We start from the raw sequence: 26,462 nt of genomic DNA on the forward strand, positions 1-26,462 counted from the left end.
GCCGGCTTCTGGCGAGGGGATCACCCCTGCTCGGCCTGGATCCTGTTATAGTCGTGGATCGTCCTGCTCAAGCGGCGGCGCAGGAAATTGGAAATGTTGTCGAAGATGAAAACGACGAGCAGGACCAAGAGCACCATATAGAAGACATTGGCCCAGTTGGAATTGGTGCGCATCGCCTCCCAGAGCTTAAGGCCGATGCCACCGGCACCGACGGCGCCGATGATCGTCGCGCCCCTGGTGTTGGATTCCCACTGATAGAGTGTCTGGCTGATGAAGACTGGGATCACTTCCGGCAGCACGCCATAGCGCTGCACCAGCAAGCCGTTGGCGCCGGTCGACTGGATGCCCTCGCGTGGCTTGTCGTCGATGTTCTCGAGGCCTTCCGAATAGACTTTGCCGAGCGTGCCGATCTCGGTGAAGAAAATCGCGGCGCTGCCGGCAAGCGGGCCTGGGCCGAAGGCGCGGGTGAAGAACAGCGCCCAGATCAGCATGTCGACCGAACGCATGAAATCGAAGAACCGCTTTAGCACCTGGCTGAGCAGGCCGCTCGGGGTGATGTTGCGGGCGGCGAAGAAGGCGAGCGGGAAGGCGGCCATGCCGCCGAGCAAGGTGCCGAGAAATGCCATGACGATGGTCTGGAACAGCTTCGTCCAGACATCGCCATGCTGCCATTGGGCGTTGTTCCAGATATTGTCGGCGGCCAGCGCAATGTTCGATGTGCCCGGCTTGAGCTGGGGCCCGGACACCAGCAACGAGACCACCTCGCCGGGCGATTTGCCGAAGAAGGGCGAGCGTGTGTCGAAGACGAAATTCGCCCAGCCGAGGAAGCGCTTGCGGACCTTGACGCGATCGACGGTTATACGGACCTCGCCGGCAAAGCCCATCCTGGCGACGATCTCATCGTCGTGCGCGGTGATCCACTCCGGCACCGGGCCGGATATTGCCGGTTTGCCGCTGGTCAACGACACCGGCACCGCCTGGCCATTGGCGACAAGCGTCGCCTCGGCCTTGTCGAAGGTGACGGATTTGGCTCGGCCGTCGATCAGGATGGTGTAGGAGCCGTTGGCATTGGTGATGACCCAATCGGGATGAGGGTATTCGCCAAGTGCGGAAAACCGCGGGTATTTGGGCGTGATCTGAGGCTGATCGAGACGGAATTCCGGCTGCAGATCGTAGCTGATCCATTGCGTCAGGAAGAGCGGCAGGCGCTCCCAGTGCGATTCCCTCAGTACTTGCGGCAGGCTGAAGAACCACAAGGCGTAGAGGAGGTAGAGCAGGATGCCGGCGAACAGGACCAGCGGGCCGAAGCGCTTGTACAGGGGCCGCCGGAACACCTCGGGAAAGCGTTCCTCGATCGATTGCATCTCATTGGCGGTCATCGCGGCCATGGTCAGTCTTCTTGTTGATTTGCCATGATCTTTTCCAAAAACCGGAATCCACTTTTTGGGATCATGGTCAGGCACCCATCATGAATGCCTGCTCGCCGACGAGCTTGCGGCGTAGCCAGGCGGAGAACTGGTCGACGAGGAAGATGGTGGTGAACAACAGCAGCACCAGCGCCAGCGTCTTGGCGCCGAAGCCGCGCGAGATGGAGAGCTTCAGCTCCTCGCCGATGCCGCCACCACCGACCGCGCCGATGATGGTCGAGATACGCACATTGATCTCGATCCTGAGCAGAGCGTAGGACATGAAATTGGGCAGCACTTGCGGCAGGCCGGCGAAACGCACGCGCTCGAACCAGTTCGCGCCGACCGCGCGCAGGCCTTCTTCGGCGCGCATGTCGATGTTTTCGTTGATCTCGTAGAAGAGCTTGCCGAGCGCGCCGATCGAATGCAGGCCGATGGCGATGATGGCTGCGACCGGGCCGGGCGAGAGGATGGCTGCGAACAGGCCGGCAATGACGATCTCGGGGAAGGCGCGAAGCAGTTCCATGAGGCGCTTGACGACGAGCCTGAGCACCGGACTGGGTGTCAAATTGCGGGCCGCGATGAAGGAAAAGGGCACCGCAAAGACAAAGCCGATGAAAGTGGAAACCAGCGCCACGTTAAGTGTGGTGAGCATCAGCTCGAAATATTCGGGTAGATAAAAGCCGCCCCAGAGATAGACGCGGCCAAGCGGGAAGTTGAACTCCTGGCTGCCCTTGTCGTGCGGCGATGCGATGTCGAACAGCGCCCGCCAGACGTCGTTCCAGTCCTTGGGAACAAGCCAGCTAAGGAAATCCAGTATGTGGGGCAGCCGATCGAAGAAATGTCCGGCATTGGCCTCGTCGGCGAACCACATGGCTGTGCACATGGCAATAAGCAGCAGGCCGATGCCGAGCGCCGTGTAGAACCGGCGCAAGGACGTCTGGCGTCGCCAGGTATCGGCCGTCCGCCGGGTCACGTCTGATCGGATCGTGGCTGAGATGGTCATGATGGGCATGCAAAAAGGGCGGCGCGAGAAAACGCCGCCCTTCCCAATTGCATTCAGCCGCCGATCGCGGCTTTGCGGGCTTCGACGATGACGCTGTAGAAGTCCGGCTTCACCGGAACGTAGCCGGTGAAATCGCCGCCTTCGATGGCCTCGAAGCAAGGCTTGTCCTTGGCCGGCAGGCTGGTGAAGAAGTTGGCGAGCTTGGCGCTCGTATCGCCTCCGAGCGCGGTGCGCACGACCAGCGGGCCGTTCGGGATCAAGCCGGAGCGCCAGACTTCGACGAAATCGTTGGGGTCGACGGCGCCCTTGGCGACTTCCTTGTGGAAAGTGCCGGAGGTGTAGCCGTTCTTGAAGTCGCCGATGCCCGACGAGTCGTCAACCGCCACGTCGACCTTGCCGTCGCGGACGGCGAGGAGGTTGTTCTCGTGGCCGCCATTGAACTGGGTCGAGGCGAAGAAGGTTTCGTTCGAGGCGCCGGTGTCCTTCGGGATCTGGGTCAGCGGGATCAGATAGCCGGAGGTCGAATCCGGGTCGGCATAGCCAAGCTTCTTGCCCTTTGCCGACTTGATGTCGGTGATGCCGGACGACTTCAGCGCCAGGCCGATCGAATAATAGCCGGTCGCGCCGTCGGTCTGCTGGGTGGTGAGGATCGGGGTCACGGCGTTCGGATCCTTGAGGTAGACGCTGGCATAGCCTGACGCGCCAAGCTCGGCGAAATCGAGGGTGCCGCCGAGCAGGCCCTGGATAACGCCGTCATAGTCGGCGGCCGGGAACAGCGAGACCTTCTCGAAGCCGAATTCGGATTTCAGGTGATCGGCGAGGCACTGAAAGTTGCGCAGCCGGTCCGCTTCGTTTTCACCGCCAAGGATACCGATGCGGAATTCCTTGATATTCTGGGCGTGAGCGGCGCTGGCCGCGATGGCGAGCAATGAAACGGCGCCAAAAACCATCTTCCTGAACATTATCTCTCTCCTGTTGGTCCCGGCCTCGCGCCGGTAGCGTTCGAATTTTTTGACAGGTGCCTTTGACGCGGGCGGGCGATCAGGCCGTTCTCAGTAGCCAGGGAACGCGGGCTCGAGCGGTCCGGCGGATGCTGCGATTTTCTGTTTGATGGCGACACTGGTCGAGGTGATGGCCTCGGAGATTTCGTCGCCATTGCTGTCGGCGCCGTAGACCATGCGCACGGCCTCGCGGTTGAGGGCTTCGGGCGGACTGTCAAAGACCACCTTGCCGGCGGCCATGCCGATGATGCGGTTGCAGTAATTGCGCGCCGTGTCGAGCGTGTGCAGATTGGTGATGACGGTGATGCCTTCGCGCAAATTGATGTCCTGCAGCGAATCCGTCACCACCTTGGCGTTGAGCGGATCGAGCGAGGCGATCGGCTCGTCGGCCAGCAGCACCTTCGGCTGCTGCATCATGGCACGCGCAATCGCAACGCGCTGCTGCTGGCCGCCGGAAAGCGTGCCGGCAGGCTGCAGCGCGGTGCGGGCGATGTCGAGGCGCTCGAGGGCTGCAACCGCCTCGGCGCATTCACCGCGGGAGAACATGCCGAACAGGTTGGACAGGGTCGAGCGGTGGTTGAGCCGGCCGAGCAGCACATTGGTCAGCACATCGAGGCGCGGTACCAGATTGAACTGCTGGAAGATCATGGCGCAGTCGCGCTGCCAGCGCCGGAGCGGCGAGCCGCGCAACGCGGAGACCTCGACGCCGTCGAACAGGATGGATCCCTGGCTGGGGTCGATGAGGCGGTTGATCATGCGCAGAAGCGTCGATTTGCCGGCGCCGGAGCGGCCGATGATGCCGACCATCTGGCCTTGCGGAATCGAGATATGAACATTGCTGACGGCAGTGTTCTTGCCGAACCGGCGGGTGACGCCGCGGATTTCGAGCGTAGCTGACATGGTGCAGGCTCCAGTCCAGTCGCAAGTGAAGGTCTGTTAACCCTCGCTAGCGCAGCCACGTGAACCTGCGGTGTCGGAATGATGTCAGTTTTGTTACCGCCCACAGGCTGGCGCGGGGCGGAAATCAACTCGGAGCGAGAAGCTCGAATGGTGAATGGTGAATGGTGAATGGTGATAAGAAAGGCTTTCCTGAGCCTCGAAACCTATCCGCTGCCCCCATTCACTATTCACCATTTCACGACCCTCAGCCGCCATACTTCTCCAGGAAAGCCTCCGCCGACAGCTCCCGAAAATCGTCGAGCGCGGCGCGCAGCCTTGCATGGTCCCAGTCCCACCAGGCGAGCGCCTGGTAGCGCTCCGCGGTGCGGCGGTCGAAGCGTTCGCGGATCGGCCTGGCCGGCACGCCGCCGACGATGGTGTAGGGCGCGACGTCCTTCGACACCACCGCTCCGGCGCCGACCGCCGCGCCATCGCCGACGGTAACACCGGGCAGGATGGTCGAGCCATGGCCGAGCCAGGTGTCGTGGCCGACGGTGACGCGCTTTGCGCGACGGTCTGCGAAAAACTCGCTCTCATGCTCGGCATCGTCCCAATAGTCCGAGGCGCGGTAGGTGAAGTGGTGCAGCGTCGGCCGCCAGGTCGGGTGGTTGGTGGCGTTGATGCGCACGGCGGCCGCGATGTTGGAGAACTTTCGAATGGTCGCGCACCAGACGCCGCAGTCCTGCATCATGTAGGAATAGTCGCCGAGGGTGCTTTCGGAAACCCGACAGCGCTCGGCGATCTCGGTCCAGCGGCCGAGCTTCGAGTTCTCGACCTGCGCCGTCTCGTGGACCAGCGGCGCCTCCGACAGTTTCCTCGTCATGCGGCGATTTTTCCGGCGGCGAAGGCGGTCACGTCGATGACGCGGTCGGCCACCGCCTCACGCACGTCGTGATCGTGGAAGATGCCGAGCAAAGCGACGCCCGCCGCCTTCTTGGCGGCGATCAGGGAAATCACTACGTCGCGGTTCCTGGCGTCGAGCGAGGCGGTCGGCTCGTCGAGCAGCAGGATCGGATGCTTGGTGATGAAGCCGCGCGCGATGTTGACGCGCTGCTGTTCGCCGCCGGAGAACGTTGCCGGCGGCAGCGCCCAGAGTTTCTCCGGCAGGTTGAGCTGCGCCAGCAAGGCGCGCGCCTTGCCGCGCGCGACCTCACGGTCCTCGCCGCGCTCGACCAGCGGTTCGGCCACAACATCGAGCGCCGAGACACGCGGCACGGTGCGCAGGAACTGGCTGACATAGCCGATAGTAAGCCGGCGCACGGCAAGCACGGTGCGCGGGCTGGCCGAGGCGAGATCGATGAGCCCGCCCTGGTGCTGGACGATGATCTGGCCTTCATCGATACCGTCGCGCAGATGCATGGTGAAGCTCTTGGCGACATCGGAGACAACGAGCGGGGTTGCCACGGTCACACCTGCAATATCGAAGAAACAAGGAGCTGGGTGTAGGGCGCGCGCGGATCGTCGAGGACGCGGTCGGTGAGGCCGCTTTCGACGACGCGGCCGTCCTTCATCACCATCATGCGCTGCGACAACAGCCGCGCCACGGCGAGATCGTGGGTGACGACGATGGCCGCCAGGCCAAGGTCGGTGACGAGGCCGCGCAACAGGTCGAGCAGGCGCGCCTGCACCGAGACGTCGAGGCCACCGGTCGGCTCGTCCATGAACACCAGCCGCGGCCCGGTAACGAGGTTGCGGGCGATCTGCAGGCGCTGGCGCATGCCGCCGGAAAAGGCGCGCGGCTCGTCGTCGATGCGGTCCTCATCAATCTCGACACGCGACAGCCAGTCGACCGCCGTGGCGCGGATTTTTCCATAGTGACGGTCGCCGACCGCCATCAGCCGTTCGCCGACATTGGCGCCGGCCGATACCGTCATGCGCAGCCCGTCGGCGGGGTTCTGATGGACAAAGCCCCAATCGGTGCGCATCAGAAAGCGGCGCTCGGCCTCGCTCATGCGGTAAAGCTCGCGGAACTGGCCGTCGCGCATGCGGTAGCTGGCGGTGCCGGAGCTGGGCAACAGCCTTGTCGACAGGCAGTTGAGCAAAGTCGTCTTGCCGGAACCGGATTCGCCGACCACCGCCAACACCTCGCCCGGCCAGAGGTCAAAGGTGACGTTCTCGCAGCCGACGCGCGAGCCATAGAATTTGGACAGCGCCGAAACGCGCAGCAGCGGTTCGTCGGTCATTGCGCCGGCTCCGTTTTTTCTGGGGCAAGATGGGTTTCGGGCGCAAGATGGCCGCGGTGGCCTTCCGCGCGCCGCTTCTCGCAATGATCGGTGTCGGAGCAGACGAACATGTGGCCGCCATGGTCGTCGAGGATAACTTCGTCGAGATAGACGTTCTCGGCCGCGCACAGCGCGCATGGCTGGTCGAAGGTCTGCACCTCGAACGGATGGTCCTCGAAGTCGAGGCTGACGACATCGGTGAAGGGCGGCAGTGCATAGATGCGCTTTTCGCGGCCGGCGCCGAACAATTGCAAAGCCGGCGAACGGTGCATCTTCGGATTGTCGAACTTCGGTGTCGGCGACGGGTCCATCACATAGCGGCCCTCCACCTTGACCGGATAGGCATAGGTGGTGGCGATGCGGCCGTGCCTGGCGATGTCCTCGTAGAGCTTCACATGCATGAGGCCATATTCCTCCAGCGCATGCATTTTGCGCGTCTCCGTTTCGCGCGGCTCGAGGAAGCGCAGCGGCTCGGGGATCGGCACCTGGTAGACCAGCACCTGGCCGGCACTCAGCGGATACTCGGGGATGCGGTGACGCGTCTGGATGATGGTCGCCTTGGCCGTCTCGGTGGTGACGGCGACATTGGCGACCTTCTTGAAGAAGGCGCGGATCGAAACCGCATTGGTGGTGTCGTCGGCGCCCTGGTCAATGACCTTGAGCACATCGTCCGGGCCGATGATCGAAGCGGTGACCTGCACGCCGCCGGTGCCCCAGCCATAGGGCATCGGCATTTCGCGCGAGGCAAACGGCACCTGGTAGCCGGGGATGGCAATGCCCTTGAGGATGGCGCGGCGGATCATCCGCTTGGTCTGCTCGTCGAGATAGGCGAAGTTGTAGGTGGCGATGTCCGCTGGTTGTGCACTCATTCCGCTGCCTCCCTCTTTTCTTCGGCCTTGCCGGCATTTTCGCGGGCATCATGCTCGGCGCGCATGCGGCGCACGAGGTCGAGTTCGGCCTGGAAGTCGACATAATGCGGCAGCTTCAGATGCTCGACGAAACCGGTCGCCTGGACATTGTCGGAATGCGAGATAACGAATTCCTCGTCCTGCGCGGCGGCGACGACGTCTTCGCCGAGTTCCGAGGCGCGCAGCGCGCGGTCGCATAGCGCCATGGCCATTGCCTTGCGCTCGCTCTGGCCGAAGACAAGGCCGTAGCCGCGGGTGAATTGCGGCGGCGCCTTGGCCGAGCCCTTGAACTGGTTGACCATCTGGCATTCGGTGACGCGGATGCTGCCGAGCGGCACGGCAAAGGGCAGTTCCGGCACGTCCAGTTCCAGTTCGACCTCGCCGATGCGAACCTCGCCGACGAAGGGATGGTTGCGCGCATAGCCGCGCTGGGTGGAATAGCCGAGCGCCAGCAGAAACCCCTCGTCGCCGCGTGACAGCGCCTGCAGGCGGATGTCACGCGCCATCGGGAATTCGAGCGGCTCACGGGTGATGTCGCCGGGAACATGATCCCCAGGCATGTCGCCGTCGGGCTCGATCAGGTCTTCGCGGGCGAGGATGGCCGAGACGCGCGGCATCGCCTCCGCGTCGCTTGCACGCTGTTCCGGTTCGGCGACATCGCCGCCGGCGGCAAGCTCGGGATCGAGCAGCCGGTGGGTGTAGTCGAAGGTCGGGCCGAGCAACTGGCCGCCGGGCAGGTCCTTGTAGGTCGCCGACACCCGTCGCTCGACCAGCATCGTGCCGGTGTCGATCGCCCCGGTGTAGCCGAAGCGCGGCAGCGTGGTGCGATAGGCGCGAACCAGGAAGATCGCCTCGATCATGTCGCCGCGCGCCTGGACGATGGCGAGTGCCGCCAATTCCCTGTCGTAGAGCGAACCTTCGCTCATCACCCGGTCGACGCCGAGCGCCAGCTGCTCGACGATCTGGTCGAGGCGAAGTGCGGGCACCGAACGGTCGCCGCGCCGGCGGTCGGCGAGCAGTTTGTGAGCATTGCGAATGGCCGCTTCGCCACCCTTTACCGCAACGTACATGCTACGCCTCCATCGTCTTGATGCGCGTCGTGCGCGGCAGGCACGCAATCGCGTCGGACGTGGCGAGGATGATGTCGACGCCACGCGGAAAGCGCTGGTTGTTCTGCTTCCATTGCTCGACGAAATGACGCGGCATTTGCGCCGGCGCGATCGTCGCCGTCGTCTCGATGCCGGGGCCTTCGAGCAGCAGCGGAGCGCCGGAGACGAAATCGCCGACCTCGAGGATCAGCGTCGTCGAACGATCGGGATAATCCTGGGTGCCTTGCGAAAACCCGTCGAGCGCCATCATCTCCGCCGGCGTGGCGATCAGCGCAAAATGCGCGTCGGCCGGGGTGTTGGCCAGCGGTGCGCCGGTATGGAAGCCAAGCCAGGATTTCACCGCTGCCGATCCCTGCAAGACCGGGTCGAGCCAGAGCGGCGTGTCGTTATCGCACAGCGCCAGCGCAATGGCGCCGGCGGTGGCCGACAGCGGCGCCGGCGGGTGGGCGAGGGCCGGCAAGGGCTGCACGCTGCCCGGCCGCGCCATCGCGTCCATGACGCCGCGGAATACGGTCTGCGCGTTGAATACCGGATCGGCGAAGCCGCCTTCGATCGATTGCACAGCAGCGTCCATCAGTCTTCTCCGCGCACCATGGTGAAGAAATCGACCTTGGTCGCCGCCGTCTCGGCGCGGCGCTGGTCACGCGCCTTGGCCAGCGCCGCCTGCAAGGGCGCGACGAGCCTGGTCTCGACCTCGTTGCGGTGGGCCGGGTCCTGCCACAGCGCATCGGCGATTGCCGCCAGCCTTGCCTTCTGCTTGTCGCGGCCAAGCGCGTAGCAGTGGCCGACATGGCCGGACGCAAGCCGCACCGTGGCGCGCGTGACCGTCGCCTCGCCAACATTGAAGGGCGCGCCGCCGCCGCCAATGCGGCCGCGCACGGTAACCAGGCCGGTTTCGGGGCCACGCAGAAGCTCCGCTTCGGAAGGCAGGCCGGCTTCGTCCCACAGGCGGACGATATCGTCGCCGGCCGATTGTGCCAGCGTCGCCATCACGGCCTTGCGCTCGGCCTGCTCTCGCGCTTCCCGTCCTCGCATAGTTAACAGTCCCTTGTCACCAAAAACTTGTCTATTGATATAGACAACTATACAAATTATATCTATTTTCTAATGCGTGTCCATGACGAGTGCATGACACGAGGAAAATGTCTGGGGCAAAAAGATCGGGGGCGGAAATGATCGGGCAGCCCAGCAGCATCGAGCGGCGCAGCGGTGTCGCGCTGTGGCGACAGATCGCCGACCAGATCCTGCATTCAATCGCCGTCGGCGATTTTCCCGAGAATGCCGCGCTGCCGCCCGAGATCGCGTTGGCCGGACGCTATGGCGTCAACCGCCACACAGTGCGCAGCGCTATCGCAGCGCTGGTGCAGGAGGGCGTGCTCAGGGCGGAGCAGGGGCGCGGCACCTTCGTGCTGTCGCGCAGGCGGCTGTCCTATCCGATCGGTGCCCGCACACGCTTTTCCGAGGGATTGCAAGGACAGGCGTCCGAGCGGCATATCACTTTGCTGGCGTCGTCGGTCGAGCCGGCCAACCGTCGTGTCGCAGAGGGCTTGGGCCTTGCGACGGGGGCCGAGGTGATACGCCTGGAAACGCGCGGCGAAGCCGATGGAATGCCGGTGTCCCGCGCGGCCGGCTGGTTCGATGCCAGGCGCTTTGCCGGCATCGATGCCGCCATGGAGGAAACCGGTTCGATCACAGCATCGCTGGCACGTTTCGGCATTGACGACTATCTCAGGCAATCGACCGTGCTGTCGGCGCGCCATGCCGATGCCGCCGACCTTGCCGACCTCGACCTGCAACCCGGCGCCATCGTGCTGGTGACCGTCGCCGTCAACGTCACGCCCGACGGTCAGCCGATCCAGTTTTCGGAGTCGCGCTTCCCGGCCGAGCGGATCGAGCTCAATCTGTCGGCGCTGTAGGTAGTGCCGGCCGGTACGAGACCGTGATTTATCTGACTCACGCTGATATCATACCGGCTCGGTCGCGCTTACTTATCAGCGGCTTGGCGTTTGAGGACCGCCTTCCCCCACTCCGTCTCGGCTTCGCCGAGCCACCTCTCCCCCCTCCGGAGGGAGAGGAAGGGAGCCCGCTGACGGCGGGAGAAGGAGGGAGTCTGGTTGAGGAGCGTTGGCTGCAATAGGCTCGCAGCCTTCCTCTACCCCGTCGATCGGGGGAGAGGTGGCTCGGCGAAGCCGAGGCGGAGTGGGGGTCGACCTGCGCGGGGCGTCGTCAATTCGGGCCGGGTTCACCGCCTGCCATGTTATGACCCCACCTCGATCACAGCCTTGATCAGGCCGGACTTCTCATGCGCCCAGCGGGCGAGGTCGTGCGGCGTTTCGCCAAGCGTAGTGCGATGGGTGACGAGCTTCGCCAAGGGCACCGCGCCGTTGCGGATCGAGGCAGCGACATGGTCGAAATCGGCGCGCAGGGCGTTGCGGCTGCCGATCAGCATCATCTCGCGCTTGTGGAATTCGGGATCGGAAAAGGCGATGTCGTCCTTGACGACGCTGACCAGGACCAGCGCTCCGCCATGCGCGACATGGGCGAAGGCCGACTGCACCGACTGGGTGTTGCCGGTGGCATCGAAAACCACGTCGAAGCCGTCGCCGCCGGTTGCGTCCCGCACCAGGTCGGCAGCGGTGCCTCGCGAGCCGTCGAGGGTCGCGAAGCCGAGTTCGCTTTCGGCGAAACCCAGCCTCTCCGCACTCATGTCGAGCAGCGTCACGTCGAGCCCGGCGATGCGGGCGAACAGCGCCGTGCCGAGCCCGATCGGGCCGGCGCCGATGACCAGCGCGCGCGCACCTGGATCAGCCAGCGAGCGCCGCACGGCATGGGCGCCGATCGCCAGGAATTCGATGGCGGCGGCATCGGCCAGCGACAGGCCGTTTGCCGGATAAAGATTTTGCGCTGGCACCAGGATCTGCTCGCACATGGCGCCGTCGCGGTGGACGCCGAGCACCTCGATCCTGACGCAGCAATTGGGCTTGCCTTGCCGGCAGGCGATGCATTTGCCGCAGGCGAGATAGGGATTGACGATCACCGCTTCGCCGACGGCGAGATCGACGCCCTCGCCAATCTCGATCACGGTGCCGGAAACCTCGTGGCCCATGATGCGGGGGTAGGCGAGGAACGGGTGCTTGCCTTCGAAGATGTGATAGTCGGTGCCGCAGATGCCGACATGGCTGACGGCGACCAGCGCCCAGCCGGCGGGGGGGGCGCCAGGCGCCGGACGATCTTCGAGGACAAGTTCGCCGGGCGAGCGGCAGACGACGGCTTTCATGCTTCAATCCAGTCGGTTCATGGCACCGCCGGCTCTGCTGTCGCGAGGCCGGCGGTTGTTGGGAGGCGGTCTATTTGCCGCGGCGGCGCAGCCCGTCGAAATAGACGATGACGATGATCAGCACGCCGGTGATGATGCGCTGCCAGAAGGCGTTGACGTTGAGCAGATTGGCGCCGTTGTTGATGGTGGCAAGGATGAAGGCGCCGAGCAGCGGCCCGTGCACGGAGCCGACAGCGCCGAACAGCGAGGTGCCGCCGATCACCGAAGAGGCGATCGCCTGCAATTCCCAGCCCTCGGCCTGCGTCGGATTGCCGATGCCGATGCGCGAGGCAAGCAGCACACCGACGAAGGCCGCGCACAGCCCGGATAGCGTGTAGGCCATGTAGATGGTGCGCTGGACGTTGACGCCCGACAGACGCGACGCCTCGGCGTTGGAGCCGACCGAGAACAGATAGCGGCCCCAGCGGCTGTGGTGCAGGAAGATGTAGGCCGGGATGCCGACCAGGATCACCATCCAGAACAGATTGGGGACGCCGACGAAGGAACTGCGCGAGAATGTCTGGAAGGCGTCGTTGTTGATCGAGATCGAGTTGCCGTTGGTCATCAACAGACCGATGCCGCGCAGCGAGGTCAGCGTTGCCAAGGTGATGATGAAGGGCGGCAGGCCCATCTTGACGATGCCGAAGCCGTGGAACATGCCGATGGCGACGCCGACCAGCAAGGTGATCAGGATGGCGAGGAAAACCGGTGTGCCGGCGTTGATCAGCATCGCGACGATGACGGTGGCGAAGCCAACCACGGCGCCGACGGAAAGGTCGATGCCGCCGGTGATGATGACGAAGGTCTGGCCGACCGCCAGGATGGCGATCATCGACCCTTGCCGCAACAGGTTCGAGATGTTGTTCGCCGAGGCGAAGCTCGGCGTCGCCACCGACAGGATGACCCACAAAAGAACCAGCAGCGCCAGCAGTGTCAGCCCGAACAGGGCGTTGTAGTTGCGTTTCGGCCTTTCGACAGCGATCGCCTCGGTGCTCATATCCGTCCTCCCGGTCTTTCTTGTTTCTCGGCCAGCGCCTGGGTGAGGATCTCCTCGTGATCAGCGGTACGAAACCCATGCGTGGCCACCAGCTTGCCGCGCCGGAACACGTGCAGCGTGTCGGCGAGCTCATAGACCTCAGGCAGGTAGGACGAGATCAGGATGATGCCGGCTCCCTTGGACAGCAGCGCGCCAAACAGGCGGTAGATCTCGGCCTTGGTGCCGACATCGACGCCGACAGTCGGCTCGTCGAAGATGAACAGCTTGGCGCCATGGGCGAGCCATTTGCCGATGACGATCTTCTGCTGGTTGCCGCCGGACAGGCTGGAGGCCAGGGCGCTGCGCGTCGGCGTCTTGATACGCAGGTCGGCGATCTGGCGATCGGCCTGCGCCTTTTCCTGCGCGCGGGAGATCAGCAGATTGCTCGAGATGCGCTTGTAGACCGGCAGATTGAGGTTGAGTCCGACCGGCAGGTTGAGGCAGAGGCCCTGGTCGCGGCGGCTTTCCGGGGCCAGCGCCATGCCGAGCCTGATCGCGTCATGTTCGGAATTGACCTTGACCTCCTTGCCCTCCCACAGGATCTGGCCGGCCGATTTGCGGTGCCGGCCATAGAGCGTGGTGACGAACTCGCTGCGCCCGGCGCCGATCAGGCCATAGAGGCCGACGATCTCGCCGGCGCGGACGGACATCGAGACATTTTCGAAACCCTTGCCGGACAGGTTCCTGGTTTCTACAAGCATCGCGCCGGGGGTGAAATGCTCCTTGTGGTAGACCTGCTCGATCGAGCGGTTGATCATCATCTTGACCAGCTCGGCGTCATTGGTCTCGGCAATGTTCCTGGTGCCGACCAGCGTGCCGTCGCGCAGCACCGAGACGCGGTCGGCGAGCTCGAACACTTCTTCCATGCGATGGCTGATGTAGATGATGGTGACGCCTTCGCCCTTCAGCCGGCGGATCAGCGTGAACAGCTGGTCGGCCTCCTTGCGGGTGAGGTAGGCGGTCGGTTCGTCGAAGATCAGGAATTTGGTGCCGCGCACGGTGGCGCGGGCGGCGGCGATCAGCTGCTGCTGGCCGATGGTCAGGTCACCCAGCATGACATGCGCCGGCAGGTCGAAGCCGAGATCGTCGATGATCTTCTGCGCCTGCCTGACCATCGCCCGCTGCTGCAGGATGCCGAAACGTGCATCCTCCTCGCCGAGGAACATGTTGGCGGCGACGGTGAGATGGCGGCACAGGACGACTTCCTGATGCACGGCATTGATGCCGAGCGCCATCGCTTCATGCGGTGTCGCCAATGCGGCAGGCTTGCCCTCCCAGATGACGTCGCCGGAGGTGCGCGGCATGACGCCGGTCAGAAGCTTGATCAGGGTGGATTTGCCGGCGCCGTTCTCGCCGACGATGGCGTGGATCTCGCCGGCCTTGAAGGCGAGATCGACCGGCTTCAGCGCGTGGGTGCCGGGATAGCGCTTTTCCAGCCCTTGCAGCTCGAGGATGGTCCTGCCCGGTTCCAGCGTTGGGGCCGGATGGAGTTCCTGCGCCGTCGACATCATGACAATCCTCCCAGATTGGCCCCAAAGATTGGCCTCGCGATTGGCACGAGTGGGATGTTTCCGGGGCGAAAGGCCCCGGAAACAGTTCGCTTGCGGCTATGCTCAGTCGAGCTTGGGGTTGAGCAGCGCGTCGATCTTCGGGTCCTTCATGTTGGCCTTGGTGACCAAATTGGCGCCGGTGTCGACATTGGCTTCGACCTTCTCGCCCTTCGAGGCGGCGAGCGCCGTCTTGATGCCGTCATAGCCCATCCGGTACGGATCCTGGACGACGAGCGCCGAAATGACGCCGTCATTGAGGAACTTGATCAGCTTCTCGTCGCTGTCGAAGCCGACCAGCCCGACCTTGCCTGAGAGGCTGTTCTCGGCGATCGCCTGACCGACGCCCTGCGCCATGATCAGGTTGGAGGCGAAGATGCCCTTGAGGTTGGGATTGGCGGTGATCAGGTCGGTGGCGATGTTGAGGCCGGTGGTGGCCTGGCCGTCGGCGTATTTGTCGGCGACCAGCTTGAGGCCCGGATATTTGGCGGCGAGCTGTTCCTTGAAGCCCTGGGCGCGCTGTTCGAGCGAGCCGGCGCCCGGAAGCGCGGTAATCAGGGCGACGTCGCCCTCGACCTTGCCGCCATTGGCTTCGCCGATGGCTGCGGCAAGGCCGTCAGCGGCGACGCGGCCGCCCTGGATGTTGTCGGTGGTCAGGAACGAGGTGAAGGCCTTGGAGTCGGCACCGGAGTCGATACCGATGATCTTGACCTTGGTGGCGGCCTCGTCGATCGGCTTGCCGAGCGCCTTGGCTTCGGTCGGCGCGATGACGACGGCAGCCGGGTTGCCGGCGACGGCATTTTCGAGGATCGAGATCTGGCCGTTGACGTCGGTCTCTGCCTGGGCGCCGAGTTCCGGCACGTTGACGCCGAGATCCTTGCCGGCCTTGCGGGCTCCGGCCAGGACGATCTGCCAGTAGAAGGACGTGGTGTCCTTGACGATGATCGGAATGGTCACGTCGGCCGCGGATGCCGGGGCCGAATGCATCACGCCGGCAAGCATCGAGGCGGCTGCAAGCGCCACGAAGGCGCGGCGATTGAGAATGCTGGTCACGAATTTCATTAGGAGTCCTCCCTAAGTCGCCCGGTGAATGTTACGGAAGCTCCATTCGGATGGCGCGGCCCAAACGGAACTTTATCAATAAAAAACATTTACCGCATTTTGATAGTGCATCAACTCGGTCGGCGCAAGCGATGTTTGATGGCCGCTTCGAATGGCTGGGCGGAAGGGTTTTCTCCGTCGGAACTCCGTTGCCAATCTCCTCCAATATCCAGCATGGAATATTAATTCCATCGACCAGTCAATATAGAATGTTCATTCTTTTTTGACTGGAGGAACTGGGAAACCTGGCGACCGCATCGTGTTCGCGACTGCAGCGGGCGTCCGGCTTAGAGCGTCGCTCCGAGGTGCCACGGCACGAACTCGTTGTCGCCGTAGCCGAACTCCTCGCTCTTGGTCTTGCGGCCCGAAGCCGTCTCGACGATCAGTTCGAAGATCTCGCGGCCCATGCCGGCGATGGTCTTTTCGCCGGAGGCGATGACGCCGCAATTCACGTCCATGTCTTCCTCCATGGTGTGATACATGGTCGAGTTGCTGGCGACCTTGATCGACGGCGTTGGCCGGCAGCCGAAGCAGGAGCCGCGGCCGGTGGTGAAGACGATGACATTGGCGCCGCCCGCCACCTGGCCGGTGGCCGAGACCGGGTCGTAGCCGGGCGTATCCATGAACACCAGCCCGTGCCCGGTGACCTTTTCGGCATAGCCGAAGACGCCGTTGAGCGGCGTCTGGCCGCCCTTGGCAACCGCGCCGAGCGACTTTTCCAGGATGGTGGTCAGGCCGCCGCGCTTGTTGCCCGGCGAGGGATTATTGTCGATGGATGCGCCATGCTTGGCGACGTGGTCTTCCCACCATTTCACATGACCGTCGAGCTTGGAGGCGATCTCGGGGGTTGCGGCGCGATAGGCAAGCAGGTGCTCGGCGCCGTAGATCTCCGTCGTTTCGGAGAGGATGCCGATCCCGCCGACGCCGGCCAGGATGTCGACCGCGGCACCCAGCGCCGGATTGGCGGTGATGCCGGACATACCGTCGGAGCCGCCGCATTGCAGGCCGACGACGATCTCGCTGACCGGGATCGGCTCACGCTGAAGCTTGCCGACCTCTTCGGCAATCTCGGCCAGCACGACCAACGCCTTTTCGACCGATTTGCGCGAGCCGCCGGCTTCCTGGATGTTGAAATGGCGTTTTCCCGCAGCAACGCCCTTCTGGCCATAGAGGGTGAGCTGGTTCACCTCGCAGCCGAGCCCGACCATCAGCACACCGCCGAAATTCGGATGACGGGCGTAGCCGGCCAGCGTGCGGTGCAGCACCATCATGCCGTCGCCGGTGGCGCTCATGCCGCAGCCCTGGCCGTGGACGATCGGGACGAAGCCGTCGATGCCGGGATATTGCGGCAGAAGCGTGCGGTTCGCCGCGTCAGCGATGGCGTGGCAGACGGTGGCCGAGCAGTTGACGCTGGCGAGAATGCCGACGAAGTTGCGCGTGCCGGCGCGGCCGTCGGCGCGGCGGTAGCCCATGAAGGTGCGGGCGCGGTCGGCCTCGGTCGCGTGCACCGCCTCGCTCGGCGGCACCACCGGCAAACGCCCGCTTTCGAAGACCAGATTGTGCGAATGGACATGCTCGCCGGGCGCGATGTCTTGCGTGGCGCGGCCGATCGCCTGCGCGTATTTGACCACGGCTTCGCCGGCCGCAATCGGCTTGATCGCCACTTTGTGGCCCGGCTCGATCAGCGCGGCGGCGACGGCGCCGCCCGGCAGCACGGTGCCGATCTCGATGCGGCCATTGGCGACCGCGACATTGTCGGCGGGAGACAGAAGAATGCTGTTTGCGGCGTTCACGGGAGCTTCCTGGGTGTGTTCCTGGGTGCGCGAGCGGATTGACACGCGGCTCTTAACATATAATGTCTTTTATCGTGAAAAAACATTTTTGCGTCAATTGTTTTTTCGCGAGAGCGCGACGCATCTTTGGATGCGCGAAGTAGGCTCTACAACCAAAACTAGCGTTGCGCATGATGTTTTCCGAAGCGGTACCGGTTTCATGCGCGAGAAACGCTTCACGTCGGACGCAAACGCCGGCGCGCCACGGGGCAGGGGATGTCGAAGAGCAACAACGTTTACAAGGATGCCTATAATCGCGGTCTGAGGCTGCTCGACGAGACCAGGAGCCTGCCTTCGGAGCCGGAACTGGGCACGCTGCTCGGCGTCAGCCGCACGACAGTCCGCACCATCCTTGCACGCATGGAAGAGACCGGGCTCATCGACTGGAACAAGCGCAGCAAGACGGTTCTGCGCGAACCGCGGCCGGACGATTTCTTCCCCGAGGAAGAAACCGACACGCTGGCCGAGATCATCGAGCGCTCCTTCATGCGGCGGCTGCTTGCCAGCGGTGCCGAAGCCGGCATGCAGATCAACGAGCTCGAACTGGCGCGCGAGATCGGCGTCGGCACCACCAGCGTGCGCGAATTCCTGATCCGCTTCTCGCGCTTTGGGCTGATCGAGAAGCGCCGCAACAGCCACTGGGTGCTGAAAGGCTTTACCCGCGCCTTCGCGCTGGAGCTGACCGAAATCCGCGAGATGTTCGAACTGCGCTCGGCCGCAGCCTTTGCCGCTCTGCCCGAGGACAGCCCGGTGTGGGCCGACCTCGACGGCCTGGAAGACGAGCATCACCGGCTGGCACGCGAGATCGCCGTGCGTTTCAACGAATTCTCCGAGCTTGACGAGCGCTTTCACCGGCTGATCCACCGGGCGTCGCACAACCGCTTCATCGTCGATTTCTACGACGTCATCGCCATGATCTTCCACTACCACTACCAGTGGAACAAGGCCCAGGAGCGCGAGCGCAACGAAGTCGCGGTCCAGGAGCATCTCGCCTATATCGCCGCGCTCAAATCGCGCGATCTCGCCAAGGTCGACGCCGCCTGCCGCAAGCACCTGAAATCGGCTCGCCACACGCTGCTGACATCGATTCCCGAGGGCAGGCAGCCGCTGCGCGCGTGATTGTGTTGCGTTGCCGCAGCAACGTTTTGGCGATTTTCCGGCCGCCGGCTCCGTGCTAGAGAGAGCTGACGTTGCTGCGTGAAGAGGCTGGTTCTTGACCATACGCCGGAGACGATGGAGCATGCCGGTCGCGTTCGCCGCGGCGTGGCTTTTCGTGCTCCAGTCGATGTTCGGCGCGTTTGCTTCCGGCGTCGCGCCGAACGCCTCGCAATTCGATGCTTTCGGCAACACGATCTGCACCCATGACGGTGCGGCGCAACTCCCCGCCGGCGATCCGCATCAGCAGCACATGCCGGCTTGCTGCATGCTTGGCTGCAACCTGGTCTCGGCGATCTACGCGCCGCCCGGTGCCGCCGGCAGCCTGTCTCGCGGCCTTTCCGTCGAAACCATCGCCTTTGTCCTGCCGGCCTTCCGGCATCGCGATTTCGCCCGCGCCCGCACTCCGTCCAATCCGCGCGCACCACCGGCGACGGCCTGATCCGTTCTGGTTCGCGCCGCGCAACGCTTTGCCGGCGCGTTTATCGACATCGTTCGCGACCGGCCATCGGCGCGATCCCCCATTAAAGTCCACGGAGCAATCATGTCTCACTCTTTTCGCGCTGCCGCATCCAGCCGCAGGCGCTTCGCACTGGGTGGTTTCGAGCAGCGTCTCGGCGTCGCCCTTTGCGTTCTTGCCCTCCTGTTCGCCAGCGCCCAGACGGTGTTGGCACATGAGTTCAAGCTTGGCGATCTCGAGATCGGGCACCCCTGGTCGCGCGCCACACCATCCGGTGCCAAGGTAGCCGGCGGCTACTTCACCATCACCAACACCGGCAGTGCGGCGGATCGCCTGCTGTCGATCACCTCCGACATCTCGGCCAAGGCCGAACTGCATGAGATGAGCGTCAGCAATGGCGTCATGACCATGCGGCCGGTCACCGGCGGCCTTGAAATCCCGGCCGGTGGCAAGGTCGCATTGGCGCCCAACGGCTATCATTTGATGTTCATGGATTTGAAGCGGCAGCCCAAGGAGGGCGAAATGTTCTCCGCCACGTTGACCTTCGAGAAAGCCGGGCCCGTGCAGATTGAATTCGCCGTGCAAGGCATCGGCAGCGCGGCGCCCCAGGACGACGACTGACTTGGCCGCTTCGAGAGGTACCGTCATGAAGAAATCTCTTTTGCCCGGCTGCGTGCTTCTTGTCCTCGGGACCAGCGCGGCCTTTGCCCACATTACGCTCGAAACGCCGGAGGCGGCGGTCGGCTCGACCTACAAGGCGGTTCTTCGGGTGCCGCATGGCTGCGAGGGCAAGGCTACGACCGCGCTGCGCGTGCAGATCCCGGAAGGGGTGCTTTCGGTCAAACCGATGCCGAAGCCGGGTTGGACGCTGCAGGTCAAGAACGGCAAATACGAGAAGTCCTACCAGCTCTACGGCCAGGCAGTGACCAGCGGCGTCAAGGAGATCGACTGGAGCGCCGGCAGCCTGCCGGACGAATTCTACGACGAATTCGTCTTTCGCGCGACGCTGGCGGCGGACCTGCCGGCAGGCCAGATGCTGCATTTCCCGGTGGTGCAGGAATGTGACGGGGTTGCCGATCGCTGGATCGAAATTCCGGCGGCCGGGCAGGCTGAGGACGCGCTGGAATTTCCGGCGCCCGGCCTCAAGCTGCTGCCGAAGAAGTGAGCTCCTGCGGCGCGCTTTGGCGGATGAGCGCGCCGCTGCTCTTGGCGGTGAGATGAGCGCGGCATCCTTCCTGCGGCAAGCTTGCATGGCCGGCAACTATTCTGGCCGGCTTGTGGCTGGCCTGCTTGCCGCCATCGTGCTGCTCGCCGCAATTGCCATGCCTGGTCCGGCCTTCGCCCATGCGGCGCTGATCAAGGCCGAGCCGGCTGACGGTGCGGTGCTGGCGCAGAGCCCGTCGCAGATGTCGCTGACCTTCAGCGAGCCGGTTTCGCCGCTGGTGCTGACGCTGGTGCGGCCCGACGGCACGCCGGTCCCGCTGACCTCTTTCCGGCTCAGCGGCCAGACCGTCGAGATCGACAATCCGCAGGCGCTGAAATCCGGCACGCATGTGCTGAGCTGGCGGGTCATCTCCGCCGACGGGCATCCAGTAGGCGGCTCGGTGCTGTTCTCGGTCGGTGCACCGAGTGCCGCGCCGGCCGCCTCCGAAGCCGTCGACCTGGGGCTTCGAACGGCGATCTGGATTGGCAAGGTTTTTCTGTATATCGGCCTGTTCTTCGGCGTCGGCGGTGCCTTTGCGCTGGCCTGGCTGGCGCAAGGCGGGCGATCCGGCCGGAACCTTGTCGTCGCTGCGATCCTGTGCGGGCTGGCGGCGGCACCGCTGTCGCTCGGTTTCCAGGGGCTGGATGCACTCGGTGCGCCGCTCGCCCGGCTGGCGCAGCCGGTCATCTGGCAGACCGCGCTCGGTACCAGCTTTGGCTGGACGGTGCTGATCGCGCTGATGGCGCTCGGCCTTGGCCTGTTGTCGCTGGTCGTGCCGCCCGCCGACGCCAGGCCGCTCGCCTTGGCCGGACTGGTCGGCGTCGGCGCTGCACTTGCCGCCAGCGGGCATGCCAGTGCCGCCGAGCCGCAATGGCTGACAAGGCCGATGGTGTTTCTGCACGGCGTCGGCATTGCTGTCTGGGCCGGCGCGCTGATGCCGCTCGGTCTAGCCTTGAAACGGCAGCCGGCCGAAGCCGGGCCGTTGCTGCGCCGGTTTTCGCGAGCGATCCTGTTCGTCGTGGCCGTGCTTGCGGCAGCCGGCATCGTGCTCGCCGTCATCCAGGTGCAAACGCCGTCGGCGCTGGTCCACACTGCCTATGGCCGGCTGCTGCTGATCAAGCTGGTGCTGCTTGTCTTTCTGTTCACGCTCGCTGCCGTCAACCGCTTCAAGCTTACGGTCCCGGCTGAGGCGGGCGAAACGGAAGTCCAGCGGCGGCTGGTCCGCTCGATCGGCATCGAGGTGCTGATCGTGGTGGCGATCTTCGGCGTTGCCGCCGGCTGGCGCTTCACGCCGCCGCCGCGCGCGCTGGCGATCGTCGCGGCACAGCCGGCGTCGGTGCATATCCACACGCTGCAAGCGATGGCCGATCTCAGCATTGTGCCCGGCCATGCCGGGCCTGTTGCCGCTTCGATCTTCATCATGACCGGCGATTTCGGCCCGCTCGCCGCCAAGCAGGTGACGCTGGTCCTGTCAAAGCCCGATTCCGGCATCGAGCCGATAAAACGCGCGGCGACAAAGCCCGGCGACGGCACCTGGCGCGTCGACGATCTCGTCATTCCGGTCGCCGGCCAGTGGACGGCGCGGCTCGATATCCTGGTCTCGGATTTCGAGATGGTGAAGATAGAGGCGCCGATCGATATCCGGCCATGAAGACAGCGCTGGTCCGCGCAACACAATTCGGCGAGACGGTTGACGCGGCCTTGAAGGCCCGTCAATCATCGCCATCAAGAATGGGCGTCCAACCCAATCGCGGGCTCAAAGCAACAAGATCCGAAAGCAGGGAAGAAACGATGGAAAAAGCCGAAATAGGCCTGATCGGCCTTGGCACGATGGGCTCCAACCTGGCGCTCAATATCGCCGAGAAGGGGCACCGCATCGCCGTCTTCAACCGCACCGGGGCGCGCACCGATGCCTTTGTCGAAAATGCCGGCGCGCTCAGGGATAGGGTGGTGCCTTGCTACAGCCTCGAGGAACTGGCCGCCGCGATCCGGCCGCCGCGGCCGATCATCATCATGGTGCTGGCCGGCAAGCCGGTCGACGAGCAGATCGCGGCATTGCGCGGCGTGCTGTCGGCCAACGACATCGTCATCGACGCCGGCAATGCCAATTTCCGCGATACGATGCGGCGCTTCTCGGAGCTTACCGATTCGGGCCTGACTTTCATCGGCATGGGCGTGTCCGGCGGCGAGGAGGGCGCACGCCACGGTCCCTCGATCATGGTGGGCGGCACCGAAGAGTCCTGGAAGCGCGTCGAAAAAGTGCTGACCGCGATCTCGGCCAAGTTCAAGGGCGAGCCTTGCGCGGCGTGGCTTGGCACCGACGGCGCCGGCCATTTCGTCAAGACCATCCACAACGGCATCGAGTATGCCGACATGCAGATGATTGCCGAGATCTACGGCATATTGCGCGACGGGCTCGGCATGGGGCCGAAAGAGATCGCCGAGGTGTTTTCGCAGTGGAACACGGGCCGGCTCAACTCGTACCTGATCGAGATCACCGCCAAGGTGCTGGCCGCCGACGATCCCAAGACCGGCAAACCGGTGGTCGACATCATCCTCGACCGCGCCGGCCAGAAAGGCACCGGCAAATGGTCGGTGATCGAGGCGCAGCAGCTCGGTATCCCGGCCACCGCGATCGAGGCGGCTGTGGCGGCCCGCGTGCTGTCGTCGATCAAGGACGAGCGGTTGGCCGCCGAAAAGGTCTATGGCGGCGGCGTGAGCAAGATTTCCGGAGACAGGAACGCCCTGCTCGGCGATCTCGAGCTGGCGCTGTTTGCCGGCAAGATCGCCGCCTACGCGCAAGGCTTCGCGGTGATGAGCGGCGCATCGAAGGAGTTCAACTGGAACCTGCCGATGCCGGTCATCGCCAAGATCTGGCGGGCCGGCTGCATCATCCGCTCGCAATTGCTGGATACGATGGCGGAGGCCTTCGGCGCCGGCGGTGCGGCCACCAACCTGTTGATGGCGCCGGCTTTCGTTTCCTTGATGCAGGAGGCACATCCGTCGCTTCGCCGTGTCGTGGCAAGGGCGGCCGAAGCCGGCTCGCCGGTGCCGGCCCTGTCATCCGCACTTGCCTATTTCGACAGTTACCGGCAGGGCCGCGGCACTTCGAACCTGATCCAGGCGCAACGCGATTTCTTCGGCGCGCACGGCTTCGAGCGCATCGATGGGCAGGGCGCTTTCCATGGCCCATGGGGAAGCGGCGCCGCGGGTTAGCGCCGCGACTTGGACCTAGAGTCCAATTTTGCGGTTGCCAGAAAGCAGACATCTCCAGCGACCAACTGAGGTGTCGGGTCGCGCCGGGAACCTGCTATGCCGGTAGAGACGATTGACGGTCTCATCGGTATCGGCGGAGCCGCGAATCTGTGGTAAGCCGCCGCTCAACCAACCAAAGGACGACACCTGTGAGCGAACCGACCGTGGCCCAGGCGACCGAAAGTATCTATGCCTCCCTCCGGGCGGACAATGCCAACATCGACGCACATATCGCGACGCTTAAAGCGGCGCTGACACGAGAAGGAATAAAACAGGCGGTGTTCGATCCGACCAAGTTGGCGCAGAACAACCGCTCGGGCCGCAAGTTGATGCAGGCCTATTTTCGGCAGCGTGGCGTGAGCGTGAGGTTTTCGGATTAGTAGAGCCGCGCGCGGGTGATCTCAAGCGCGCCGTTGGGAGTTCTCGGGCCGGTCCGGCGGTTCGCCATCTGGACGTCGGGACTGCGCCGCATATCGGCCATTGAGGTGACTGTTGTCACTACCTGAGAGCAGACATTGTTGGCGACCATTTTGGAGGTCGCGGTTGCGCCATCTGCGGAAGTTCGAGGCATCGCCGATGAACCGCAGCCGTCGGCCCCGTTCCAGAAGTTGGGGTGCGAGCGCACTATGGCGCAAGTCGGTCCATTGCCATTGCCGACGTTCCCGCATCCAATATTCTTGCGAAGGATGATCCTGCTTTGAGGGCAACCAGCGCCCACAACACAAAGGCTTCAACGGTTTTTTGCGGCCAATTGGCTTCTGCCGGGCCGCATACGGTCAGCCGTCACTCCGGCAAGCCCGCGAACCGCATGTGTCCGATCCAGCGCTCGAGGGGTCCGGGGGCGGTCCAGTTCTTCTCCCACTGCTTGCGTTGTTTGCTGATGGAGTCGCCGGGCGAGTCTTTGAGGAAAACCGCAAGCGCTTCCTTTGCCTCCCGCTGGTTTCCCAGACAAGCGTAGATCCCCGCAAGCATTCGGTGTGCGCCGATCGGGATTGGGGACATTTTCCGCATCGCCGTTAGCGCAGCCCCGCAATCGTTCTTTTCATAGAGCGCCCAGCCCATGTCCCAGTTGTACCAGTCGGGGTAGAAGGGATCGATGCCTTTGGCCAGCTCGATCCGATCGATCGCTTCGTCGGTGCGGCCGGCAAAGAGCAGCGGGGCCGCACTGCCCTCGAGGATATTCGAGGCGCTGGGGTTCAGGGCGATCGCCTGATCGAACTGCGCAATGGCCTGCTCGATCTCGCCGGCTTCACTATGGATTTGGGCGCGGATTTGATGCGCGTTGGCATCGTCCGGAGCGAGCAGGATGGCCTTGTCGGCGTACTCTGCGGCCCGCTTCAACGCCTCGTCGGGATTGTTTTCCTGCTTGTGCCAGAATACCGAATCAAAGCGATAGGACCAGGCCAGCCCAATATAGCCGAATTGGGAGTTCGGATCCGCTTCAATCGCCGTGAGGCTGAACTGCCGCAGCAGTTCGTTCCCCGCGGCAGAAAAATCCTTTTTGTTCGCGGCAGACCCCATCATGAGATAACTGAGCGCGCTAACCCGGGCGGCGTCGCTCTGTGGCAAGGGTCGCTCGATCCTTTGCCCGACCCGAGCCGCAAGCGTGCGGATGATCTCCTCCTGGACGACGAAAAGATCGCCGATCTCCCGGTTGTAGGTGTTGGCCCAGACATGCGATCCGTCATGCGCATTCAGCAACTGGGCGGTCACTTTCAGCCGGTCTCCGGCCTTCTGCTGGCTGCCTTCGAGCAGGTAGTCGACGCCGAGTTCATCTCCGATCTGCCTGGTGTCGATGGGCTTATCGCGGTACCTGAAGCTCGAGTTCCGCGCGATGACGGCATAAGTCTTGCTCCGCGCCAGCTCGGTGATGATCCCCTCGGCAACGGCATCGCTGAGATATCCCTTATCCGCACCGGCACTCATGTCGTCGAAGGGAAGGACTGCAATCCTGGGCATGTCGCTCGAACGAACGGTAGCGGCTCGCCATGCTTCCGCGCCGTAGTATGCGCCGATCGCTGCCGCAAGGAGAGCGAGTGCAGCAAGAATGAAGCCGCGCTGCGAGAATCGTGTCCTGGCACGTTCCGTGCCGGCTGCTCCGTTTGGGTCTGCCGCGTCCGATAGATCGGCGTTCAATCGGTAGCCTCTCCGAGGCACGGTTTCCACGATCACGTGCGCGTCGTCCGCCAATGCGCGGCGAATATCGGCAATGCATTGAGTAAGGCTGTCTTCGGTCACGAAGGTATCGGGCCAAACCGCCTGCATCATCGCATCCTTGGACACGATTTCGCCTGGTCGCGCCGCGAGCACGGAGAGCACTTCGACGGACTGGCTGCGAAGATTGACCGCTTTGCCTTCCACGGTTCGGAGTTCGTTGCTGTTCGCAAGAAAAACAAAACCGCGGAACGTGACCGTTTCAGCAGATTTCAGGTCAATTTCAGGGGCCGTTCGGGACATTTCACCCTCTTGGCGCGCCTCCTAGCATAGCCCATTCGGCCGTCGCCTCCAAGCGATCCTGGCGGCACCGGATGAAAGGGAGGACGACATGAATCGCACCAAGCTCATCATCGCTCTGGCTCTTTTCCTGACAGTGTCAACGGCTGCGAAAGCAGATCCTCAATCTCTAAATGCAACCGCGCATATAATTTCTCTTGTATTTGTCGATGGCCGCTTCGATGAACGCCGAGAACAAAAATCTTTCGACACGATCAAAATCTGCTTCGCATGGAAGCACCAGGGGGAATTTCTTCCGCCGCAACCGGGTTCTTTTGCTTCTTCCACGTTCTGTGAGCTGACTAACTTTGATCCTACTCCAACGGCTAGTATCTCCCAAGTTGCTCAGGAGGGTCAGTGAGGGTGATCCTCGATCGCCCCTCGACAGCTTCATCTCGCATGCGACCGACCACGGTCCGTATATTGAAGACTTGCAGTCTTAACCTGCAGGTCCGCTCTCGGCGCCAAGGCT

At 63.8% G+C, this 26,462-nt stretch carries 26 protein-coding genes; 9 read left to right on the top strand and 17 right to left on the bottom strand.

Annotation, left to right across the window (positions count from 1 at the left end; genetic code table 11):
- Positions 1 to 20: 20 nt before the first annotated feature.
- From phnE (NKI19_RS23350) to phnG, 11 genes are all read right to left on the bottom strand, one after another.
- A complete protein-coding gene (gene phnE, locus NKI19_RS23350; RefSeq protein ID WP_352565586.1) occupies positions 21 to 1,388 on the bottom strand; it encodes a phosphonate ABC transporter, permease protein PhnE in 1,368 nt (455 codons plus the stop codon).
- A 67-nt stretch (positions 1,389 to 1,455) separates the two neighbouring features.
- A complete protein-coding gene (gene phnE / locus NKI19_RS23355) occupies positions 1,456 to 2,412 on the bottom strand; it encodes a phosphonate ABC transporter, permease protein PhnE (protein WP_352565588.1) in 957 nt (318 codons plus the stop codon).
- 53 nt (positions 2,413 to 2,465) lie between these two features.
- Positions 2,466 to 3,374 carry a phosphonate ABC transporter substrate-binding protein gene (gene phnD / locus NKI19_RS23360; RefSeq protein WP_352491771.1) on the bottom strand — a complete coding sequence of 303 codons (909 nt, stop codon included), beginning with the start codon at positions 3,372 to 3,374 and terminating at the stop codon, positions 2,466 to 2,468.
- 90 nt (positions 3,375 to 3,464) lie between these two features.
- Positions 3,465 to 4,313, bottom strand: a complete 849-nt coding sequence (phnC, locus tag NKI19_RS23365) for a phosphonate ABC transporter ATP-binding protein (RefSeq protein WP_352491770.1) — start codon at positions 4,311 to 4,313, stop codon at positions 3,465 to 3,467.
- Positions 4,314 to 4,557: 244 nt separating this feature from the next.
- Positions 4,558 to 5,175 (bottom strand): DapH/DapD/GlmU-related protein, encoded by a 618-nt coding sequence (locus NKI19_RS23370; RefSeq protein ID WP_352491769.1) that lies wholly within the window; start codon positions 5,173 to 5,175, stop codon positions 4,558 to 4,560.
- A complete protein-coding gene (locus tag NKI19_RS23375; RefSeq protein WP_352565590.1) occupies positions 5,172 to 5,756 on the bottom strand; it encodes a phosphonate C-P lyase system protein PhnL in 585 nt (194 codons plus the stop codon). The genes NKI19_RS23370 and NKI19_RS23375 overlap by 4 nt, the downstream gene beginning before the upstream one ends.
- 2 nt (positions 5,757 to 5,758) lie before the next feature.
- Complete coding sequence (phnK, locus tag NKI19_RS23380; RefSeq protein ID WP_065009749.1) at positions 5,759 to 6,535, bottom strand: phosphonate C-P lyase system protein PhnK; 777 nt, start codon at positions 6,533 to 6,535, stop codon at positions 5,759 to 5,761.
- On the bottom strand, positions 6,532 to 7,443 hold the full coding sequence (locus tag NKI19_RS23385) for an alpha-D-ribose 1-methylphosphonate 5-phosphate C-P-lyase PhnJ (RefSeq protein ID WP_352469194.1): 912 nt from the start codon (positions 7,441 to 7,443) through the stop codon (positions 6,532 to 6,534). Before NKI19_RS23385 ends, phnK begins: the two co-directional genes overlap by 4 nt.
- Positions 7,440 to 8,552: a carbon-phosphorus lyase complex subunit gene (locus tag NKI19_RS23390; RefSeq protein ID WP_352491766.1), complete on the bottom strand. Its 1,113-nt coding sequence runs from the start codon at positions 8,550 to 8,552 to the stop codon at positions 7,440 to 7,442. Before NKI19_RS23390 ends, NKI19_RS23385 begins: the two co-directional genes overlap by 4 nt.
- Position 8,553: 1 nt before the next feature.
- Positions 8,554 to 9,165 (bottom strand): phosphonate C-P lyase system protein PhnH, encoded by a 612-nt coding sequence (gene phnH, locus NKI19_RS23395; RefSeq protein ID WP_352565592.1) that lies wholly within the window; start codon positions 9,163 to 9,165, stop codon positions 8,554 to 8,556.
- Positions 9,165 to 9,626 carry a phosphonate C-P lyase system protein PhnG gene (gene phnG, locus NKI19_RS23400; RefSeq protein ID WP_352491764.1) on the bottom strand — a complete coding sequence of 154 codons (462 nt, stop codon included), beginning with the start codon at positions 9,624 to 9,626 and terminating at the stop codon, positions 9,165 to 9,167. The genes phnH and phnG overlap by 1 nt, the downstream gene beginning before the upstream one ends.
- Before the next feature lie 137 nt (positions 9,627 to 9,763).
- On the opposite strand from phnG, the gene phnF reads away from it, so the two are divergent.
- Entirely contained in the window at positions 9,764 to 10,507 is a 744-nt protein-coding gene (phnF, locus tag NKI19_RS23405) for a phosphonate metabolism transcriptional regulator PhnF (protein ID WP_352491763.1), read from the top strand.
- A 341-nt stretch (positions 10,508 to 10,848) separates the two neighbouring features.
- Here the strand turns inward: phnF and NKI19_RS23410 are convergent, their stop codons facing one another.
- The 5 genes from NKI19_RS23410 to NKI19_RS23430 all read right to left on the bottom strand — a co-directional run bounded on the left by NKI19_RS23410 (position 10,849) and on the right by NKI19_RS23430 (position 17,384).
- Entirely contained in the window at positions 10,849 to 11,868 is a 1,020-nt protein-coding gene (locus NKI19_RS23410; RefSeq protein ID WP_352491762.1) for a zinc-binding alcohol dehydrogenase family protein, read from the bottom strand.
- A gap of 70 nt (positions 11,869 to 11,938) precedes the next feature.
- A complete protein-coding gene (locus NKI19_RS23415) occupies positions 11,939 to 12,904 on the bottom strand; it encodes an ABC transporter permease (protein WP_292664616.1) in 966 nt (321 codons plus the stop codon).
- Complete coding sequence (locus NKI19_RS23420) at positions 12,901 to 14,454, bottom strand: sugar ABC transporter ATP-binding protein (RefSeq protein ID WP_352491761.1); 1,554 nt, start codon at positions 14,452 to 14,454, stop codon at positions 12,901 to 12,903. The genes NKI19_RS23415 and NKI19_RS23420 overlap by 4 nt, the downstream gene beginning before the upstream one ends.
- Positions 14,455 to 14,556: 102 nt before the next feature.
- Entirely contained in the window at positions 14,557 to 15,552 is a 996-nt protein-coding gene (locus tag NKI19_RS23425) for an ABC transporter substrate-binding protein (RefSeq protein ID WP_352491760.1), read from the bottom strand.
- A 326-nt stretch (positions 15,553 to 15,878) separates the two neighbouring features.
- Positions 15,879 to 17,384: a UxaA family hydrolase gene (locus NKI19_RS23430; RefSeq protein WP_352565594.1), complete on the bottom strand. Its 1,506-nt coding sequence runs from the start codon at positions 17,382 to 17,384 to the stop codon at positions 15,879 to 15,881.
- Between the two features lie 255 nt (positions 17,385 to 17,639).
- On the opposite strand from NKI19_RS23430, the gene NKI19_RS23435 reads away from it, so the two are divergent.
- The 7 genes from NKI19_RS23435 (at position 17,640) to NKI19_RS23465 (ending at position 23,877) form a co-directional block, all read left to right on the top strand.
- Positions 17,640 to 18,542, top strand: coding sequence for a GntR family transcriptional regulator (locus NKI19_RS23435; RefSeq protein WP_352491758.1), 903 nt, complete (start codon positions 17,640 to 17,642; stop codon positions 18,540 to 18,542).
- Positions 18,543 to 18,663: 121 nt separating this feature from the next.
- Positions 18,664 to 19,020: a DUF2946 family protein gene (locus NKI19_RS23440; RefSeq protein WP_352491757.1), complete on the top strand. Its 357-nt coding sequence runs from the start codon at positions 18,664 to 18,666 to the stop codon at positions 19,018 to 19,020.
- Positions 19,021 to 19,122: 102 nt separating this feature from the next.
- Positions 19,123 to 19,659, top strand: a complete 537-nt coding sequence (locus tag NKI19_RS23445; protein WP_352491756.1) for a copper chaperone PCu(A)C — start codon at positions 19,123 to 19,125, stop codon at positions 19,657 to 19,659.
- Between the two features lie 25 nt (positions 19,660 to 19,684).
- The gene (locus NKI19_RS23450; RefSeq protein WP_352491755.1) at positions 19,685 to 20,203 is read left to right on the top strand and encodes a YcnI family copper-binding membrane protein; all 519 of its coding nucleotides are present in this window, start codon (positions 19,685 to 19,687) and stop codon (positions 20,201 to 20,203) included.
- Positions 20,204 to 20,255: 52 nt separating this feature from the next.
- A complete protein-coding gene (locus NKI19_RS23455; protein WP_352565596.1) occupies positions 20,256 to 21,893 on the top strand; it encodes a copper resistance CopC/CopD family protein in 1,638 nt (545 codons plus the stop codon).
- 140 nt (positions 21,894 to 22,033) lie between these two features.
- The gene (gene gnd / locus NKI19_RS23460; RefSeq protein WP_352491754.1) at positions 22,034 to 23,458 is read left to right on the top strand and encodes an NADP-dependent phosphogluconate dehydrogenase; all 1,425 of its coding nucleotides are present in this window, start codon (positions 22,034 to 22,036) and stop codon (positions 23,456 to 23,458) included.
- 188 nt (positions 23,459 to 23,646) lie between these two features.
- Complete coding sequence (locus NKI19_RS23465) at positions 23,647 to 23,877, top strand: hypothetical protein (protein ID WP_352491753.1); 231 nt, start codon at positions 23,647 to 23,649, stop codon at positions 23,875 to 23,877.
- Between the two features lie 403 nt (positions 23,878 to 24,280).
- On the opposite strand, the gene NKI19_RS23470 is transcribed toward NKI19_RS23465, so the two are convergent.
- Complete coding sequence (locus NKI19_RS23470; protein ID WP_352491752.1) at positions 24,281 to 25,954, bottom strand: winged helix-turn-helix domain-containing tetratricopeptide repeat protein; 1,674 nt, start codon at positions 25,952 to 25,954, stop codon at positions 24,281 to 24,283.
- An 88-nt stretch (positions 25,955 to 26,042) separates the two neighbouring features.
- On the opposite strand from NKI19_RS23470, the gene NKI19_RS23475 reads away from it, so the two are divergent.
- Positions 26,043 to 26,351 carry a hypothetical protein gene (locus tag NKI19_RS23475; protein WP_352491751.1) on the top strand — a complete coding sequence of 103 codons (309 nt, stop codon included), beginning with the start codon at positions 26,043 to 26,045 and terminating at the stop codon, positions 26,349 to 26,351.
- Positions 26,352 to 26,462: the final 111 nt, after the last annotated feature.

The organism is Mesorhizobium sp. M0751 (assembly GCF_040320265.1).
In the GTDB taxonomy this organism is placed as follows: domain Bacteria; phylum Pseudomonadota; class Alphaproteobacteria; order Rhizobiales; family Rhizobiaceae; genus Mesorhizobium.